Origin of the sequence: Arthrobacter dokdonellae (assembly GCF_003268655.1) — a bacterium.
GTDB classification, from domain to species: Bacteria; Actinomycetota; Actinomycetes; order Actinomycetales; family Micrococcaceae; genus Specibacter; species Specibacter dokdonellae.
In genome coordinates, this window is sequence record NZ_CP029642.1 from 2,997,890 (window position 1) to 3,016,143 (window position 18,254).

General features: G+C 60.8%; 15 protein-coding genes and 2 pseudogenes. 10 read left to right on the top strand and 7 right to left on the bottom strand.

From position 1 onward, the window contains the following. Positions 1–177 precede the first annotated feature (177 nt). Both DMB86_RS13270 and DMB86_RS21655 read right to left on the bottom strand, forming a co-directional pair. Entirely contained in the window at positions 178–1,491 is a 1,314-nt protein-coding gene (locus tag DMB86_RS13270) for an ROK family protein (RefSeq protein WP_129545536.1), read from the bottom strand. 533 nt (positions 1,492–2,024) lie between these two features. After that, positions 2,025–2,417 carry a transposase gene (locus tag DMB86_RS21655; protein WP_113718233.1) on the bottom strand — a complete coding sequence of 131 codons (393 nt, stop codon included), beginning with the start codon at positions 2,415–2,417 and terminating at the stop codon, positions 2,025–2,027. Positions 2,418–3,082: 665 nt separating this feature from the next. On the opposite strand from DMB86_RS21655, the gene DMB86_RS13290 reads away from it, so the two are divergent. From DMB86_RS13290 to DMB86_RS13315, 6 genes and pseudogenes are all read left to right on the top strand, one after another. Beyond that, a complete protein-coding gene (locus DMB86_RS13290) occupies positions 3,083–4,513 on the top strand; it encodes an integrase core domain-containing protein (protein WP_113716836.1) in 1,431 nt (476 codons plus the stop codon). A gap of 186 nt (positions 4,514–4,699) precedes the next feature. Beyond that, positions 4,700–5,017, top strand: coding sequence for a phosphotriesterase family protein (locus DMB86_RS21535; RefSeq protein WP_335645040.1), 318 nt, complete (start codon positions 4,700–4,702; stop codon positions 5,015–5,017). Positions 5,018–5,100: 83 nt separating this feature from the next. Beyond that, positions 5,101–6,063 (top strand): ribokinase, encoded by a 963-nt coding sequence (locus DMB86_RS13300; protein WP_227878756.1) that lies wholly within the window; start codon positions 5,101–5,103, stop codon positions 6,061–6,063. 82 nt (positions 6,064–6,145) lie between these two features. Beyond that, positions 6,146–6,630 (top strand): annotated as a pseudogene (locus DMB86_RS21070) (transposase); the annotation flags it as partial. Positions 6,631–6,676: 46 nt separating this feature from the next. Beyond that, a complete protein-coding gene (locus DMB86_RS21405) occupies positions 6,677–6,808 on the top strand; it encodes a hypothetical protein (RefSeq protein WP_257792222.1) in 132 nt (43 codons plus the stop codon). A 228-nt stretch (positions 6,809–7,036) separates the two neighbouring features. After that, positions 7,037–8,179, top strand: a complete 1,143-nt coding sequence (locus DMB86_RS13315) for an IS701 family transposase (protein WP_418202277.1) — start codon at positions 7,037–7,039, stop codon at positions 8,177–8,179. Positions 8,180–8,523: 344 nt separating this feature from the next. On the opposite strand, the gene DMB86_RS13320 is transcribed toward DMB86_RS13315, so the two are convergent. The 3 genes from DMB86_RS13320 to DMB86_RS13330 are packed head-to-tail and all read right to left on the bottom strand — an operon-like array spanning position 8,524 to position 11,867. Further along, entirely contained in the window at positions 8,524–10,143 is a 1,620-nt protein-coding gene (locus DMB86_RS13320; RefSeq protein ID WP_113718238.1) for an amidohydrolase, read from the bottom strand. Continuing rightward, positions 10,144–11,625 (bottom strand): sodium:solute symporter family protein, encoded by a 1,482-nt coding sequence (locus DMB86_RS13325; protein WP_113718239.1) that lies wholly within the window; start codon positions 11,623–11,625, stop codon positions 10,144–10,146. Beyond that, complete coding sequence (locus tag DMB86_RS13330; RefSeq protein ID WP_113718240.1) at positions 11,622–11,867, bottom strand: DUF3311 domain-containing protein; 246 nt, start codon at positions 11,865–11,867, stop codon at positions 11,622–11,624. Before DMB86_RS13330 ends, DMB86_RS13325 begins: the two co-directional genes overlap by 4 nt. Positions 11,868–11,987: 120 nt before the next feature. Between DMB86_RS13330 and pdxR the strand changes: the two genes are divergently transcribed. Further along, positions 11,988–13,475, top strand: a complete 1,488-nt coding sequence (pdxR, locus tag DMB86_RS13335) for a MocR-like pyridoxine biosynthesis transcription factor PdxR (protein ID WP_113718241.1) — start codon at positions 11,988–11,990, stop codon at positions 13,473–13,475. 825 nt (positions 13,476–14,300) lie between these two features. Here the strand turns inward: pdxR and DMB86_RS13340 are convergent. Further along, positions 14,301–14,690, bottom strand: coding sequence for a hypothetical protein (locus DMB86_RS13340; protein WP_129545537.1), 390 nt, complete (start codon positions 14,688–14,690; stop codon positions 14,301–14,303). Positions 14,691–14,736: 46 nt separating this feature from the next. On the opposite strand from DMB86_RS13340, the gene DMB86_RS13345 reads away from it, so the two are divergent. The 3 genes from DMB86_RS13345 (at position 14,737) to DMB86_RS13355 (ending at position 16,554) form a co-directional block, all read left to right on the top strand. After that, complete coding sequence (locus DMB86_RS13345) at positions 14,737–15,060, top strand: PadR family transcriptional regulator (RefSeq protein WP_113718243.1); 324 nt, start codon at positions 14,737–14,739, stop codon at positions 15,058–15,060. Continuing rightward, entirely contained in the window at positions 15,057–15,902 is an 846-nt protein-coding gene (locus DMB86_RS13350; RefSeq protein ID WP_113718244.1) for a hypothetical protein, read from the top strand. Before DMB86_RS13345 ends, DMB86_RS13350 begins: the two co-directional genes overlap by 4 nt. Before the next feature lie 70 nt (positions 15,903–15,972). Further along, on the top strand, positions 15,973–16,554 hold the full coding sequence (locus DMB86_RS13355) for a hypothetical protein (RefSeq protein ID WP_113718245.1): 582 nt from the start codon (positions 15,973–15,975) through the stop codon (positions 16,552–16,554). A 42-nt stretch (positions 16,555–16,596) separates the two neighbouring features. Here the strand turns inward: DMB86_RS13355 and DMB86_RS13360 are convergent. Then, a pseudogene (locus DMB86_RS13360) lies at positions 16,597–17,202 on the bottom strand (transposase); the annotation flags it as partial. Positions 17,203–18,254: the final 1,052 nt, after the last annotated feature.

Sequence of the window (18,254 nt, forward strand, 5' to 3'; positions counted from 1 at the left end):
TTGAGCGTTTTTGAACCTGGTTTCCATCCAATTTCCTTCCGACCGTCCGCTGCCCCGTGGGACTGCGGACGTATACGAGGGATGCCCCGAGAATAGTTCGTGGGCTACCTCACACACTTTATTCCATGCCGTGGATTATGTCACGCCCCAGGGGCCAGGAAATTTTTTAGCTCTGCTCTAGAGTATTTTTCCAGACAATCGCTTTGGGCGTGTAGCAGCGGCAGGATGCCTGATCAGCGCGTCCCTGGCGGCCAGAACGGCACCTCGCAAGGAGCCATCTTCATCGCCGGAACCAAATTTGATCCGCAGGCCCGACAGTGATGGAAGGGCACTCAGTGCATCAAGCTGAACTCGTGCCCCTGGTTCGAGGTATTCCTGCAAGCAGGCAAGGTAACCATCGACAACAAACTCGTCAGGATTTACGACGGCGGCGATCGTATCTATGGCGATGCCGAGCCAACGCCCCGCTTCTTTCAATGGTAGAAGATACCGCTGATCTTGCTCCTTCGCGCCCGAGAGAAGTTCATTGAGCATCGATTGGTGGGCGCTTCCCAACCGACTGAACGAATCTGTCTCCGGCAGCCCGGTGCAAACGCTATACAAGTGGGCCAGCCCGAGCCGGGTTTCTACACAGCCCCGTCGGCCGCACCAACATTTTGAACCCTCTGGATCAACCACCAGATGACCAAACTCCCCAGCCAGACCCGCGGCACCGTGTTCGATCGCCGAGCGACTGTACAACCCACCGCTCAAGGCGTTCCGCCCCCCGAGGTAGGCCAGGTTGCGACCAGATAGGCTCCGTTTGCCCCCATAAACCTGCGTCAGCATTGAATAGTTAGTTTCCCTATCCACCCCGACCAGTACCGGCACGACACGGGACGGTTTGCATCCCGGGTCCTGCGACAACGCAGTAAACATATGTTGGATCTCGCCGCGCAATGCAACGCGCGACCAGCCGTTCAAGATGGACCTGACTACTTCCCCGGAATCCCGATTGACGGCACCTGGAACCGCCACTTCGACGGCCGCCACTGTCCGTCCCCGCCCATGAGACTGCATGAGGGCATCGGCAACGGCCCGGACAAGAAACGGCCGGTAGGAATCAAAGCCAAGCACAGAACCCGCTGGTACGGGGTATCTCGTGATGCTAACGACGACGCCGTCCAGTCCCCCGGTCGCAATCGAGATCTGCTCCCTGTCGCATAGGATTCCAACCACCGACCAATGGCTGGTGTCCATTTCTAAGAGGCTTGTAGGTCGGCCGATCGCGGGCCGAACCAGCTCAGAAGATTCAACAACCAGCCTGCGCGCCGTCAGCTCATGAACCAACGACGTTAGCGCCGTCACTCCCAACCCACAGTGTTCCGCTATCTCCGCACGCGAAAGTGCGCCAAAAGTGGACAAAGTTTGAAGGACCAACGACAAGTTGCTTTCACGCAGGTCCGTCACGGATCCGCCCTTGCGCACGGCGGGAAAGGAACTTGAACTCACAAAGTCGACCTTAGGCGTGGAACCCGCCGCGGACAAATCATTGCCCCACGATCTCGCGCCCGATTTTCGGGTTCGAAGCCAACTTTGCACTCGACCAATGTCACGTCCTCCATCACGTCCGTTAGGGTTAGGACAATGCCCGCAGGCCAGACCTCTAATTGGAACTCCCGGCACGTCCTCGCCCCCTGGCTCACACCGGGCATCAACTCAGGGTGCATAGCCAAGGGCTCCTGCAATTCAGACTCCAGTGCGTAGCCGGCCACGGTTGGCTCCCGCCATGACCACTGCCGCGTCCCCTGCGTGACACCGATTCCATTAGTCCACGCTGTGACCCATCTGTCGTTTCGACGAACACCCATAGCGGACGAAAGCCAATTGCCACTTATTCCTTCTGCCTCTCGTGGCCAGCATTGCGACGAGCTTGAACCCGTTCCCCAAAGAGCCACTCCCCCTTTACCCCCCTTTTCAAACAAAAACAATGGCTGTTCACCGCCAAGTCATCGTCTTTGAAAACGCCCAGAAATCCCTAAAATTCAGTGTTTTTGAGAGTCAACGCACACATCAACACCCAGGCGGTGACATTCTCTTGGCCGGTTCGAGTCCGGCCCGGGGCATCTGCCATCGGAATGGAATGTTCGTCGTGGGCCACTTGGACCAGCTCCGGGCCCAGTAGGGGGGGCGAGCCGTTTCCTGGTGATGAAGAACTGGGCTGCGGTGACCAGGGTGAGGTGGCGGTGGAACCCGTTGATGGAGCGTCCTTCGAAGTGGTCCAGGCCGAGCGCGGTCTTTAGCTCCCGGTAGTCATGCTCGATCCGCCAGCGCGTCTTGGCGAGCCGGACGAGGGTTTTCAGGGGCGCGTCGGCGGGCAGGTCGCTGAACCAGTAATTGGTCGGTGCCGGCTCGTGCACGGGCCATTCGGCCAGCATCCACGCCTCGGGCAGGGACCGTCGTCTTGGAGCGGGATGTCGCGGTTGGCGGGGCGGATGCGGATGGCCAATACCGGGATTTCATGGCCGCGGTTCTGTTGCCGGGCCGAGTTTTGGTGACGTGGCACCAGGTCACCTGGTGCAGTTCTTTCCGTCCTGCCGCGACGGCCAGGGCCTTCAGGGACAGTGTCTCATCGCGGCAGCGGGGCAGCCCGCGGGGCCCGCGGCCCGTGTATGCCGGGGACTCCAGGATCGCGGTGGCCAGATGTGCGGTGGCGGTGAAGGTCACCGCGACCTGCGTTGCTCAGATAGAACGTCCGCGCGTACCAATCAATATTCACATGCCTGGGTGGCAGCGACGGGGGCACGAAGTCCTCGATATCGTTCTCGCGGATTACTGCGTGAGCCCCGAGAAAGTTGCATTGGCCCACAGCGACCCCTCCGCTGGCGCATAGCCCCAGATGGTAGCGAGGGTCTGCGTTGTTGGTGTGTAATCTCGCTACATCGTGGACAGTGAATCTCACCTCTTCGTGGACACCGGGTCTCAATACTTTGTATGTCCTGTCTCACCACATCGTGAACACACGATCTCATGACATCGGAGACACGCTGTCTCACCACATCGGAGACACTTTTACCGACGGGTTGGCGGTGATAGTCATTGGATGACTAACTCTCTTTCACCCCAAACTCGCGCCGCGATCATCAACTACGATCCGACCCAGCCTCATGCACTGTCAGTCATGGAGTTTTGCCGTTCGGTCAAGATTTCGCGTAGCGTTTTCTATAAGATCCGCGGCCGGGCTGTCCATGAATCCACGGCGGCCCTTCACCCCCGCTCCCGTGCACCAAAGACTCCGGCTCGCAAATATGGCCCCGCGGTTGTCAACGAGTTAGTGAAGATCCGCAAGCAACTCAAGGCCGATGGTTGGGATTACGGCCCACGCTCAATTTATTACGAAGCTAGCCAGCAAGAGAAGTTCCCCGGCGGGAAGGTTCCCTCGGTCGCGACGATAGCCCGCCTGCTATCCAGCGTCGGCCACGTTGACGCAGCCCCCAGAAAGCGCCCGAAATCCTCGTACATCCCGTTCGTGCGCGCCACCGTGATGTCGTTGTGGCAACTCGATGCTTTCGAGTACCGACTCGCCGGCGGACAGATCGTCACCGTGTACCAGCTGCTCGATGACGCTTCCCGCTTTGATGTGGGCACAGCAGCGTATTCCCGTTCCGAGAACAGTGCCGATGCCAAGGACGTCCTCGAACGAGCCATCACTGCCTACGGTCCGCCCAGGGAAGTGCTTTCCGATAACTCTTTGGCATTCAATCAGCTGCGGGCCGGACGGATTGGTTCCGTGGAGATCTTCCTCGCCTCCAAAGGCACCATGCCCATCAGCGGGCTGCCGGGCAAACCCACCACGCAGGGGAAGAACGAGCGCTCCCACCAAACCCTGCTGCGGTTCCTCGATGCGCATCAGCCAGCTACGCTCGAGCAGCTCCAGGGCAGGATTCACCGGTTTCGGGACCACTACAACAACCGCCGTCCGCACCAATCCCTGGACCATGCGACACCGCGCACGGCGTGGGATCTGCTGGAACATACACCGGCAACGGAGCCGATTCCTTTATCGGTCCTGGAAGCGAAAGCGTCGCACTACTCACAGGTCCGCGCCCGCCGTCAGGGAGACCTCGATCGGGCGACCCTGACGATCTCCAAGACCGGGGCCATTCTGCCCGACGACAACGCCCAGGATAAGGCCGCGGACCAGTCGCTGGTGGAGATCACCCGCGCGAACCGGCAGGTCTATTACCAAGGCTTCCACGTCTCTTTGCCCATGACCTACGCGGGCCGCCTGTTTTACCGGACCATCACCGACGACTCGTTCCTGCTCACCGATCCAGTCACCGGTGAGATCGTGTTCTCTTTCCCGCTGCCGATGGTTGCCCTGAACGTTCGGGGCCGCTATGTTGCTTCGTATTCCGTTCTAGGCGTTCAGGCGGCGTACTCGACAAAACAGTGGGACCGGAAGCGAGAGCACTACGCGGAGCAATTCGCTCACCGCCAAGAAGAACAGCCCGACGTGATGGCCACGCGATAGCCACTCACAGCTACCGGCCCGCCAGTGCCGGTAGCTGTGTACAAAGTATTGAGACCCGGTGTCCACGAAGAGGTGAGATTCACTGTCCACGATGTAGCGAGATTACACACCAACTAGCCAGACGATCACTACCATCTGGGGCTATGCGCCACCTCCGCCACGGACATTGACTATCAGCTTTCACTTCTGGATAGAGGTGTTTTTCTGGAGTTCGATATGATCGGCCTCGACATCAGCTTCCCTGGCGAAGGTGCTTCCCCTGGTGTCGCTGGGACGCTCACGGCCCTCTGCGGGCTTATTGACGCCGGCTATGAGGAGCAGCTATTGCTATCGCATGACCTGTTCCTGAAGCAAATGTGGAGAGCCAACGGCGGAAATGGGCTAAGTTTCGTTCCCGCGATCTTCTCGGATCTCCTCCGTGCACGCGGAGTATCCGACGAGACCGTCAGTCTTCTAACCTCGCGGAATCCCGCGCGATGGCTTGCGGGATCCCAAAAACTATAGGTCCCATCCGGGTTACCCATGGTGACACAACCAGCGCCACCGTGGCTGCTTCCAACGAAAGTGAAATGTGAATGTCCACAGATATGCCGAGTAACGAAAGAACTGCCGAACCACCGTGCAAAGTCGCTCCTGACATCACGGTCATCGCATCGATCAACATCGACTGGACAGTCTCTTCTCCACGGATCCCGGGTGTGGGTGAAACCATTATCGGCGACAAGCTCGCGCGGTCGTGGGGCGGAAAGGGCGCGAACCAGGCTGTCGCCGCAGCCAGGCTGGGCAATTCTGTGCGCATGGTAGGCGGAGTTGGTGACGATGACTTGGGACAGTCGTACATCCGGCAGCTCAATGGTGAAGGAATCGACACCGAGTCGATTGCGCGATTCCCGGATGAACCAACCGGCCTCGCCTTCATCACCGTCGCCCACGGCGGCGCAAACAGCATAATCGTCATTCCCGGCGCCAATCATTCGGTCCGGGAAGAACACATTCGGACGGCCCTGGAACGTGGGTTTGGCGGGGTCGTTCTCGGGCAGCTGGAGTTACCAATTGCAACGACTACGGCATCATTCCAGCGGGCACGCGCTGCAGGTGCCGTTACCGTCCTCAACCCTGCTCCGGCTTGTTCGAATGTGGACGAGCTTCTGCTCGTGAGCGATATCGTCGTGCCCAACGAGGTTGAGTTCGAACAGATCACCGGGCACAAAGCGACGTCCGACGCTGAACTTTCAGCCGGTTCACAGTTTTTCTTCGACCGTGGAGCTTCATGGGTAGTCGTCACGCTCGGCGACCGGGGCACTGCACTAGTCAGACCGGCCGGCATCGATTATGTAGCGGCCCATAAGGTCAGCGCAGTGGATACGACTGCTGCGGGCGATTCATTCATAGGGGGGCTCGTACATTCGCTTGCTACTGAGGCGAAAATCGGTCGGGAGAGTATGCTGTGTGCGTGCGAATTCGGAACCAAGGTCGCAGCGTGGTCGGTTCAGCGAGTTGGGGCACAGTCGTCTCTTCCAAGGGCCATCGATCTAGCTCAAACTACGTGAGCACCACAGCCTCATCGGCCAAGGCTGCCTGGCGATGAACTAGGTTTTCAAAATTTCAGGGATCGCTTTCGGCAAGACAAGCGAAAGGGTTCCCGGGCGCCTGGTCGTGCGACGCATCCCGTAACTGAACCCCAAAGCCACCGCAGGCCAGCCCACGCTCTTTGACACGCACCGCTTCCATGCCTTCTTCACCACCGTCAAAGCCGCCATGCTCGATACCGAGGCCACGGACCAGGTCCACCGCAAACTTGCCCGGATCGAGCAGGTCAACGCTGACCTGAAGGACAGTGTCCTGACCCACCTGCCCTCCGGAAAGTTCGCGGCGAACCCGCCTGGCTGGTCGCCGCGGTCATGGGCGACAACCTCACCCGCACCGCCGGGATCCTCGCCCAAGGCACGTTCGCGAAAGCGCGGACAGGCACGATCCGCACCAAGCTCATCAAAGTCCCCGGCAGGGTTGCCTCCAGCTCCCGGCCCCAAGGCCTCCATCTGCCCGATGCGTGGCCCTGGCAAACCGAGTGGGAGAACCACTTCACCGCCACCCACGCACCACCACAAGCAGCATGAAACCCGTCAACCCAGCCGATCCCGGCGCAACCCAGAAACACCAAGCGTGGAACTCGACACCATGAAGCTCAAGCACGTCAACCTCGGCGCCAGCGACGTCGGCACCCTGGCCCGAACACTCAAGACCCACTTCGTCTACCGGATACTAGTGATCGGCACTGTTCCCGGCTTCCCCTAGGTGCGTGGGTCGGTAGCGGTTCGGGGTTTCCGCGGCCTTGCGTGGTGAGGTCCCTGCGCTGGTTTCCCTTTTGCCGGTGGGGAGGCCTGGCACCGGGCATTTTCAGGGTGGGAAGCTCTGAAGGCCAACTATTACTACAGTCGCGTTTATTTTCTGGCCGTGTCGGCGGTTTAATCGGACTTTGGCCCGGAATCCTGTTAATCATGGTGGGTGGGCGATGATATTTGGGTGGCAGAGATACAGGAATGGGCTGATGGCCTGGAGGAAATCCGGGAGCTGATCGGGGGTGAGTTCGCCCGGACGGAGCCGCGGAACAACGCCGTCAGCTACATCCGCGGCCTGCTGTCGGATGAGGAGCGGAAGAACTCCTGGACCCTGTCCGAGCGTGCCGGACAGGGCACTCCGGATGGGATGCAGCGGCTGCTCTCGACCACGGACTGGGACCCGGACAAGGTCCGGGACGCCTTGGTCGGTTACGTGAAAAAGCATCTGGGGGACCCGAAGGGGATCCTGGCGATCGACGAGACCGGTTTCCTGAAGAAGGGGACCGCTTCGGCAGGGGTGGCCCGCCAGTACTCAGGCACCGCGGGTCGGGTGGAGAACTGCCAGATCGGGGTGTTCCTGTCCTATGCGACACCGGCGGGCCGGACGTTCCTGGACCGGGAACTCTACCTGCCCAAGGCATGGATGGATGACGCTGCCCGGTGCAAGCGCGCCGGCATCCCGGAAGGCCGGGTGATGGCGACCAAGCCCGTGCTGGCCGCCGACATGATCGAACGCGCCCTGGATGCCGGAATCGAGGCCGAATGGGCCACCGGCGACGCCGTCTACGGACAGCACGCCGGACTGCGCCGCCGCCTGGAAGCCCGTGGGATGCATTACGTCATGGCCGTGCCCATGAACCAGCGTGCCATTACCCCGGCGCCGGGAACATTGGGCGTTGAGGGGCGGGCCGATGAGCTCTTCGCCGCCCTGGACGGACGCGCCTGGCGCACCCGCACCGCCGGCACCGGAACCAAGGGCGAGAGGCTCTATGCCTGGGCCAGGATCCGCATCAACGGCCCCGCCGAAACCGGCGAGCACTGGCTGCTGGCCCGCCGCTCCCTCAAGGACCCCACGGACCTGGCCTACTTCATCTGCTTTACGCCCGAGCGCGTCACCCTGGCCGAGTTGGCCCGGGTCGCCGGAGCCCGCTGGGCCATCGAGGAAACCTTCCAAACCTCCAAGGGCGAAACCGGACTCGACCACTACCAGGTGCGCCAATACACCGGCTGGTACCGGCACATCACCCTCTCCATGTTCGCCCACGCCTTCCTGAGCGTCATCCGCTCTAAAAAGGGGGCCCGCAGCCAGGCGCCGAGCACCTGGTAAGACTCTCCCTGCCCGAAATCAGGCACCTCATCACACGGATCGCCTGGCACCGGAACCCAGACCCCCACCACATAATCCGCTGCTCCCTCTGGCGCCGACAACACCAATACCACGCCCAACAATTCCACTACAAAGCCCGCGGCCACACCCCACAAACGCGACTGTAGTACTATGGGACGCTGGCAGGGTCCGCAGCTGCAGTCGTGGGACTGCTGCCCGGGATCTTCAGGCGGTTCGGGCCCGGTAGGTGAAGAGTTTGAGCAGGTTGTGGCAGCCGACGATCAGCTTGCATTCCCCGGATGCCTTCTGGAGTCCGCGCAGCAATGGCCAGTACGTCTAGGCTTCTAGAAGCCGCCGCGGTTGAAGACGAATTCGCCCCCGACCATGGTCGCCACGGCTGAAACGTTTTGAGATTGTTCAATCGGCAGTCCCACGATGTCCTGGTCCAGAATGGTGATGTCCGCGTCCAGGCCCGCCCTCAGTGTGCCCAGGTGGGCCTCATCGTGGGTCAGGTAGGCGCTGTCGGCCGTCAGCGCGTGCAGAGCTGCGCGTGGGTCAAGCCGTTGTGCCTCGCCCAGGACCGAACCGCCGCTGGTAAGCCTCGTCACGGATGTGCGGAAGGTGGCGAGGGCGTCCATCGGCGTAATGGGGCAATCTGAATGCATTCCGAAGTGGAGGCCACCGTCCTGCGCATCTCGAGTGGGATCGATCCTAGCGGCACGTGTGGCACCGATGAACCGGTCACGGTGTCGATCGCCCCAGTAGTAGACATGGTTGGCGAATATGGAGGCCACGGAGCCTGACGCGACCAGGGACGCGATGTCTTTGGCCGATGCCATCTGGAGGTGTTCAACCCGGTGCCTCGGATCTTTTTGTTCCGAGCTACCGCGCAAGGTGGCAAACGCCCCGGCTACGGTGGAGATCGCCAGATCGCCGTTGGCGTGAACCGCGCATTGGCCGCCGGCGTCGTCAATTCGGCTCAGGAGCCCCGCGAGTTCCTCCGGGGAATAAAGCAGTTCGCCACACTCGGTGTCCAGGCATGAGTATGGCTCCTTGAGTGCGCCTGAAAGTCCCTGAATGGAGCCGTCCGACCAGAATTTTGCGCCGGCCACCCTGTACCTGCCGATAGCTGGCTGGGAAAACAGGTCGGGTGACTTTTCCAAATATCGGAGGGCGAGGTCCGACCTGACGTATCCGGTCACCCGGATCGGGAGTCCGGACGACTCTGCTGCGAGCTTGCGCCACGTTTCAATTTCCAAGTCTCCGGCCATGATTCCCACGCCCAGGTCGTGGATGGAAGTCATGCCCCGTTCAGAGGCTACCTCCAACGCATAGACGGCGGCCTCCCGGACATCTGCGGCAGAGGCTTGCGGCATGGCATCGAGAACGGTATGAACAGCCCCCATTTCCCACATCAACCCCGTTAATTTCCCGGTTTCGTCTCGGACGAACTTGCCGTCCGAGGGATCTGCCCGATCCCGGTGGATGCCGGCGAGTTCAAGGGCACGGGAGTTGGCAGCAACAAAATGCCCGGATATGTGGGAGACGACGATGGGCACATCTCTGCTGACTGCATCCAGGTCCTCACGGTTGGGATGGCGTCCGTCGGACAGCAGGGTGTCGTCATATCCCCAGCCTCGTAGCCACTTGCCATCGGCCAGTGTGCCCAGATCTTGGCGGAGGGCCACTTGAATGTCAGCAATGCTTCCGTTGAGGGGGCTGCGGCAGTCCGTCCAGTTCCGGGTGAGACCGAAGAAGACGGGGTGGACGTGGGACTCGATCAAGCCGGGGACCACAGTAGCACCGTCGAGGTTGATGCGTCGTGGTGCCGGGCCGGCGGCGGCTTCAACTTCTTCCAGTGTCCCTGCCTTGAGGACCGTGCCTTGGTCCACGACGATGGCCTCGACAGGATCGCTCCAAGCGTCCAGTCGTATGGTTCCGTTGGTGAAGATTGCAGCTGACATTTAGGAGTGGCTCTCTTTCTTGGCCACGTGGTGGATTGCGTGGGCCGAGGTTGTGGCGTCGGTGGGGAGGGTGCGCCGTCGGGCCGCAAGGGATCGGGTAGGCCCGGCGGCCGGGGCGACCAGCCTGCCAATACCGACAACCAGGAGATTCGCCGCCAACGCAGGCACCCCGATATTGAGCCCACCCAAAGTGGCTCCGGAGAGGTAGATGCCTATGGAGGTCAGGGCCCCCACCGCCAGTCCTGCGGCCATGACGCCGGGACGCACGCGAGTCGGGAAGATCATGAGGAGGACAGGGACAACGAGTTGAGTCAGCCCGTAATAGGCGGTGTTGATCAAGGTTCCCATGATGGTCGGCACTACCAGCGTGAGCACGATGGAAATCACCAGATAGACGACGATGACGACCTGCGTCATCGACTTTTGCCTGACTTCACTGATATTAGTCAAAACATTCCTGGAGAACAGCGTTCCGATGACCAGTGCTGACGCGGCAAGGACCACGATGGCACACAGGGCCGCTCCCCCGGCGACCACGCCCACCAGCCAGCCAGGCAGAAGCTGTCGGGCAACCTCAATGAAAGCAAGGTTGGTGCCCGCACCAGTCAGGCCTGGGACAGCCGAGATGGCGAAGAATGAGGTAAGCAGAATGAAGGGGTACATCAACATGTAGAGGGGCATGACAATCTGGGTGCGCCTGATGCTGACGGGCGATTTGCCGCTAAGAACGGCCTGGATGACGAACGGGAACATGTAAAACCCGATGGTCTGGAACAGGAGGGTCGAGACCGTGTTGAGCATCGGGGCCCCGCCGGGAATGGTGGTGTGCTCCGTGCCCACATTCGCATGGGTGATGATGGTGGCGACGTTGGGGACCTTGTTCAGCACGAAGCCAGCAACGACCAAGATGACGGCGATCAAGGCAAAGTCTTTCAGGAAGCTGACAAAAGCTGGTGCCCTGATGCCCGAAAGGAGGACAAAGACCAGAGAGATTCCGACGCCAATGAGAACCGTGACCAACGGAGTCAGACCCAGGCCCAATCCGTTGAGGGCAACCTCCAGGCCCGTGAGCTGGAGCTGGGCCCAAGGGATCAGGAAGACAACACCAACAAGTGCGGACGTCAGCTCCAACGGCCGGGAATTGAAATGTCCGCGAAAAATATCCGGAAGGGTCATCGCATCGTATTGGCGCCCAGCTTTCCACAGCAGAGGCAACAAGAAGTAGCCGATGGGATACCCCAGCAGGATGTACCCCATGAACCACACAGCGAATCCCACGCCGTGCGCGTAGACACCGCCGGGGAACCCGATGATGGTGCCGATGGAGTAGACCTCGCCCACCACCATGATGAACACGACAACGGAACCGAAGCTTCGCCCGCCCACCAGGAAGTCGGCCGTTGATTTGCCAGCACCGACACGCGAATACAGGCCAATCGCCACGGCAAGCAGCAGGACGACCACGAACATGGCAATGGTCACGGGGCCACCTCCGGGGTCGAGTCATCAAGTTCATCGAGCTGGTAGTCCGCGTTCTGGTCAAACAACCGCCAACTGATCCACATCAGCAGGCTCGTCACTGGAAACATGACGAACATGAACATCAGTATCAACGGAACGCCGAAAATGGTTGCCGTTGAACCTCCGAGCAACAGCACGCCAAGCGTCACGAGGACGACGGGTGTAATCAGAGCGATAACAACGCTCGCTGTTTTGGGGATCATGGCTTCTTCCTTGTAAGTGGGGTGAGTCACATTATTCTGGCTTTCTTTGGACCTGACAAGGTCCAGTATTTTGCTATTTGACCAGTCCAGAAAGAGGCGATGTGCTGATAGGCTCGGGCCATGGCAAGAACACAGCAGCAAACGCCGAGAGACTTAGCCCTGCTTCAGGCACCGCCCGGAACACCGCTGCATTTACGGGTTCGCCGCACCGTGGAGGGCCCTATCGCCTCCGGAGTCTGGCCCGCAGGCACAAGAATCCCCTCAAGCCGACAAATTGCCGAGCTTCTTGGCGTATCCCGAACCACCGTCCAGGCCGCATACAGTGGACTCCTCGATGACGGCTTCATTGTCGCCAAATCCCGCTCAGGGTTCTTCGTCAACCACCAGATCTCCCCCATCAGCGTTGACCAAAACAGAAGTCCTGACGTGCAATCCGACAGATCCGAGATCGACTGGGTCCAGCTGGCCTCATCGGCCGCCCCGGCTCTTCCAGAGCTGGATAGAGAACCGCGATGGTGGACTTACGAGTACCCCTTCGTCACCGGCCAGCACGACCCCGCGTACTTTCCTGCGGCAGCCTGGATGCGGGCCCTGAAGGCCTCACTTGCCACCGACGAACACCGCCACGCCAGCCTGGACGACGTACTCATGGACGATCCACTGCTGCTTGAGACCATCTGCCGCTTGATCCTGCCAGCCAGGGGGATCTTTACCGAACCGGACAATGTCCTCATCACGCTTGGCAGCCAACAAGGCCTACAGCTTTTGGGCGAAAGCCTGCTGCATTCCGGCGATTCCGTCCTTGTGGAAAGCCCAGGGTATCTCGATGCCCGCCATGTCTTTTCGCGAGCCGGAGCCAACCTCGGGTACCTTCCGGTGGATGCCGAGGGGGCCATACCGCAGGAATCCTATTCACATGCAAAAATGATCTATCTGACTCCCAGTCACCAGCACCCAACGAACGTCACACTCACAGCCAAACGTCGTCTCGATTTCATTGGTGACGCCTCACGACATAACTTCATCATTGTCGAAGACGACTACGACTCAGAGCTGCGCTACGAAGGCCAACCCTCCCCCGCAATGGCGGCTTTGGACCCCCACGGCCGGACCATTTACCTCGGGACAATGTCCAAGGTCCTGGCCCCGGGCATTCGCGTCGGATTCCTCGTAGGACCGGCACCGCTTATCGCCATCCTACGCAAAACACGTCGTTATCAACACAGGCAGCCGCCCGGGCAAATTCAACGAGCCGTGGCGCTGCTGTACCAAAACGGGGACTTCCGTTCGTCGCTGCAGTCCTACAGGCGAGCCCTGGGCACCCGCTGGAATACTGCCTCAGCAATTGCGCGTGAGATATTTCCCGACGGGCAGACCCTCCCCCCGGGAGGAACAGGCCTGTGGCTCAAGGCCCCCTCCGAAATAGACACGCGTGAGCTGCGGGTCCTCGCCAAGAAGAACGGGATCCTGTTTGACTCCGGGGAAAAATATTTCGCCAGTAGTCACACCTCAAACAACTACATGCGCATTGGATTCGCCTCCATCCCTAACGAGCGGATCGTACCCGGACTCCTCAAGCTTGCCGCGCTGTTTCCCAAATGCTCATGAGCATATGAGGCTCTTCAGAATCCAGGGGGTATTCTCGGTCTGAATCCGCCGGAGGGCCTCCGAGCCTAAAATGGCCGGCCTGGACGGTGAACCTCCCCGCGGTTGCGCGGCGTAAAGATGAGCCACTTTGCCCGCAGTATCAACCCGTTCACAGGCAGTGCCACTGGCTCACAAAGAGGAACTCCCCCTTTACTCCCCCTTGTCAAACGAAAACTACCGCTACCTACGGCATGCCATCGACTTTGAAACCGCCCCAAAGTCCCTAAAATTCAATGTTTTTGAGAGTCAACGACACACAGCAGCATCCAGATGACTAGTTTCTCTTGCCCGCCGGTTCGAGTCCGGCCCGGGGCACCCAAAGGGCCTCTGACCTGCGGTTTTACTGTTTCAGCCAGGCACGCCGAGTGTCCAAATCACGTTCTACTCACGTTATTGATCGAAAAGTTGGTCACGTTTGGCGACCGTGGCTACCAACTATTGGCCCTCCGATCGCCTCGCCCTACTCACGACACGGAGCACCGCCGACCAGCCAAAAACTTCCCCTGGGACTGCGACCGGCCCGACGCGGCAGATTCGATCTTCAGGTTCACGCAGTTCGGCTACATTGCCGTGAACCAGCGGCCCTACGAAGAGCTGCCGCCGATCCATTCTGCCGGGCCTTTCTTCCAGCCGGCCAGACTCCGAACCCGTCCCTCAGAGGAACCCTCTACAGGACGGTATTTCCTCGTGGTTTGGGTTCCTGCAGGAGGGCATCCTGGACCACAGGAAACGAGAGCTCCCGCACCCCTTCCCGGCAGTGCGCCTCATGTCGAGGGCGCGCGCGCATCAGAATCGGCTGTCGGCTTTGGTTGGATAAGGCCGCGCGCCAACCTTCATTCGGACCAGCCGTCCGACTGTTGCACCGGCGATGGCGCAGAGCGCGCCGACTAGGCCAATGATGGCGAATGGGATCAGATCGTTCGTCACGGGGGCTGTACCTTGATAGCCTGCCAGCATGAACGTGCCGGCGAGGCAGAACCCGAAGAGCGCACTGCTGCCAAGCGCGGTCGCCCAGGTTGTGGAGAAATACCCGACGAAGAGGGCAGCGAGCCCCCACGGGATCAGGCTCAGTGAGGACCCCACGAAGATGTAGCGCGCGCCGATCAGACCCAGGATGGCGCCGAGTGCCGCCGCAAGGATTGGCCGAAGGGCCGTCAAGCTGGATGGTTTGCTCATGAGGCCCAGTGTAGTATCGTTTCACGTACTACGGGAGACGGAGTAAATGATGGTTCGACGCAAACAAGACGTGGCATGGGCGGATCCCGCACTGCTGATCCTCGGAAGCCTCGCTGCCGGCCCGAAACACGGATACGCGATCGTGCAGGACACCGAGGAATCCGCCGGGGTCACGCTTGGTCCAGGCACGCTTTACGCAGCACTGTCCCGACTTGAAGCTCGTGGTTACGTGCGCGCCCTTCCCGGTGAGGATCGCCGTCGACCGTATGAGATCACGACTGCCGGCTCGGCGCTGCTGACGGCGCGGCTGAAGGCGATGAGCAGTTTCGCCTCGCACGGTCTGGCACGGTTGAAGACGGCCCAGTCATGAGCCGCCTGGCGAAACTCGCACTGCGCGCATATCCGCCCTCCTTTCGTGCGCGATATGGTGACGAGCTGGCGGCCCTTGTTGAGGAAGTGCCCGGGTCGGCGCATACGACGGCGGATCTGTTCGGTGGCGCACTTCGGGCATGGGTTCGGCCGTATTTCAACGGCCCGGACGGTAAACGCCTGCGCCTGCAGGCGAGTATCTCGACCACCTGGATCGCGTGGTGCGCTGGATTCCTGATCGTGCCGGCGCTATACAAGGCGCTCCTGGACCCGGCAGGACCAGACGCCGTAGCAGCAGTCAGGGGGTTAATGGATGCCGCGGCCATCCTCCTGTGTGTCGGTTGGGCGATCGCACTGGTTGGCCTGGGCCTCATTGTCGCCCGCGTTCTCATTCCCGCCCTCCGGTCGCAGCGAAGGAGAGTGCTCGGCCCGCTCATTCCCGCCATAGTCCTGGCGGTGGTTGTGGGAATAGGGTTCCTGGCGCTCGTGTTGATCCGTCCTAAAGTCGGGCAGCCTCCGGCTGGCCTGTTCTGGGCCTTGACTGGTTGGTTGGTCGCAGTGGTGGCCTTCCTTGGCTGCTTGGGTGTTGGGCCAACAGTGAGCCTGCGCAGACTTGAGGCAACGACTTCGACCCTGCGCGCACCTTTGTTCCTCGGGGCCGGGCTCGCAGTCGTTTTGAGCGCCATGAGCTTGTGCAGCGTGATCGCCGCATTTCTTGGTCGCAACGCCACTCTGTTCAGCAGCGTCGTTCCTGTCGTAATCGTGCTCTTTGTCGCAGCCATCGCGTCAGTGGTATCGATGGTGAGCTCCGCTCATGGCATCAACGCCGCGCACCAGAAATAGCCGCGCCGGATCGGGGTGCATTTAGGGGGTGGACCTTCCCCGTGGCGTTGTTCGTTGGTAGCGTTCCATCATGAACCGCCAAGAGCTCTTTCTCCTGTCCGACGCAGCCCTTCGTGATGTGATCAACATGATTGGTCCGGACCAGCTCTCACTTGCCGCGCCCGCCGAGTGGTCGCGAAGGGCCAACCCGACCCTGCGGGACATCCTTGCCTATCACGCGTTTGATGAGGCCTGGGTGCCAGACGTCCTCGCGGGCCGCACCGCAGAGGAAGTTGGCAGCCGGTATGACGGAGACCTACTCGGGGAAGATCCCGTCGCGGGCTACAACGAGATCAACGACGCCGCAGCTCAAGCCGTCGCTTATGACCTCGATTACGACCAGGTAGTACACCTCAGTTACGGGGACTTCTCCCTCGGCGAATACCTCGAGCACACGAGTACTTATCGGGCGTTCCAGGCCTGGTCGATCGCGCACTTCCTCGGACTCAACTATTCCCTGCCGGATCCGCTCGTCGACGGGCTCTGGGAAATCATCGGGCCGCAGATCGACGGGTTCCGGGCCATGGGTGTCTTTCCCCCAGAGGTCCAGGTACCGGAGGACTCCACGAAAGAGACGTTGCTGCTGGCCAAAGTTGGTTACTGGAGGCCGTGATTCCGGAACGGAACTTTTCAAGTCGGGCGGTACCGTCGGGAGTTAGGCTGCTAGTTTTTCTGCGTTTTCCTTGAGTTGGTTGATCCATGCGGGCCCGGGAAGGGCAAGGATTTTGGAGTCGGTGGTCGTGGCGAAGCGGTTCGGGGTTTTGGCTCTCGCTGCGGCGAGGGTTTTGGAGCGTTCGGCTGCGACGGCGATGGCGAGCCCGTAGTGGGCGTTGGCGGTCGCGTGCAGGCCGATCCCGGAGTGCTGGTGGTGATGGTTGTACCACTCCACGAAGCCGCTGATGAAGGCCCTGGCGTCGCTGAGGGAGGCGAAGCGTTCCGGGAACGTTGGACCGTATTTCAACGATTTGAACAAGCTCTCACGGTACGGATTATCGTTGCTCACCCGCGGCCTGGAATGGGACCGGGTGACTTCCAAATCCGCCAGCAGCTCGGCGACGGTCTTGGACGTCCTCGACGTCCCCCGATCGGCGTGGACTACCTCGGGGACGCCGTGGATACCGAAGATTTCCTTCATCATTCTCACGGCCAGCACCGCTGATTCGGTGGCATGGACGTGCGCGCCGACAATGAAGCGCGAGTCGATATCGATCATCATGTAGCAGTCGAATTACTTCCCCTTCACCGGCCCGGCCAGCTCGCTGCCGGCCTGGTGCACGAGTCGTCGCGGACACCGGCGGCCACCCGCCCGGGCCCTGCACGCTGACGGCGGGGCGGCGATGACGGCCAAGGCACTGGTGTTGACCGTCGCGTTATTTGACGATGGGGCCGCCATAGGGTTTGGCGACGAACCGAGTATGGAAACGTCCCGCCGGGATGGTCCTGGCGGGGCGTTCGTGGTCATCGCCGCGGGCTGGTCGTCGCCGGTGCCGGGTGGGTTATTCGCTGAATTCGCTCACCGCTGATTGGGCCTCGGATTGGTCCACGACCGCACTTTTCGCTGAGCGGGTGGCCTTCAGGGCGGCGAGGGCGAGGTTATTCACGGTGCGTGGGTAGCCGCGGGACGCTTCGTGGATGACCGTGATCGCATCTTCGGAGAGGAGCGGGTCGGATCGGCTCGGCGGCGGACCAGGCCGACCAGGAAGACTTCCCCGGCCAGTTGATGGATACTGGTCCAGCAACCGAATCCCTCCACAACCGGGATAAGTTTGTGGCTGCAAGACGGATGCTGGAGAAAGCACGCCAGACATTCCCGACTGTCGATTAATTTCCATCTTGAATCATTGCCTCACAAAGGGGGCCTGGCATCAGTCGCGGGCCACCACCGACGGCTTCGCAATCTCGTGGCCCCGGGGCATCTGCGAAACGTTCGCAGGTTTGATCAGGAAATTGCAAGGGTCACCCGTTTCGTGGCTAGGTCTACGGTGAAGGATGCGGTGGTCATCACCGTGGATTCTTTGTCGGGATCGATAGTGCGCCGGTGAAGGGCCGGAGCCGTGCGGGCAGTTCGTCGAGTCCGAAAGGTTTGGTGATGTGGTCGTCTTCGCCGGCGACCGGGCTTCCTCCAGGACGTCATCTGTCTCTGGCTCAGGCAGCCGAGGCACTCGGAAATTGAAAGCCAGGCTTTCCTCGTAGCCGAGGGTTGTTCCCGTCGCGTCGTCTGGTCGCGGTCAGAGCTTCGTTCATTCGCCGCCAGGCTGTCCTGAGCGCTCGAATTCCTGCCGGCCCAGCTCAGTGAGTGTGAACTGCCTGCAG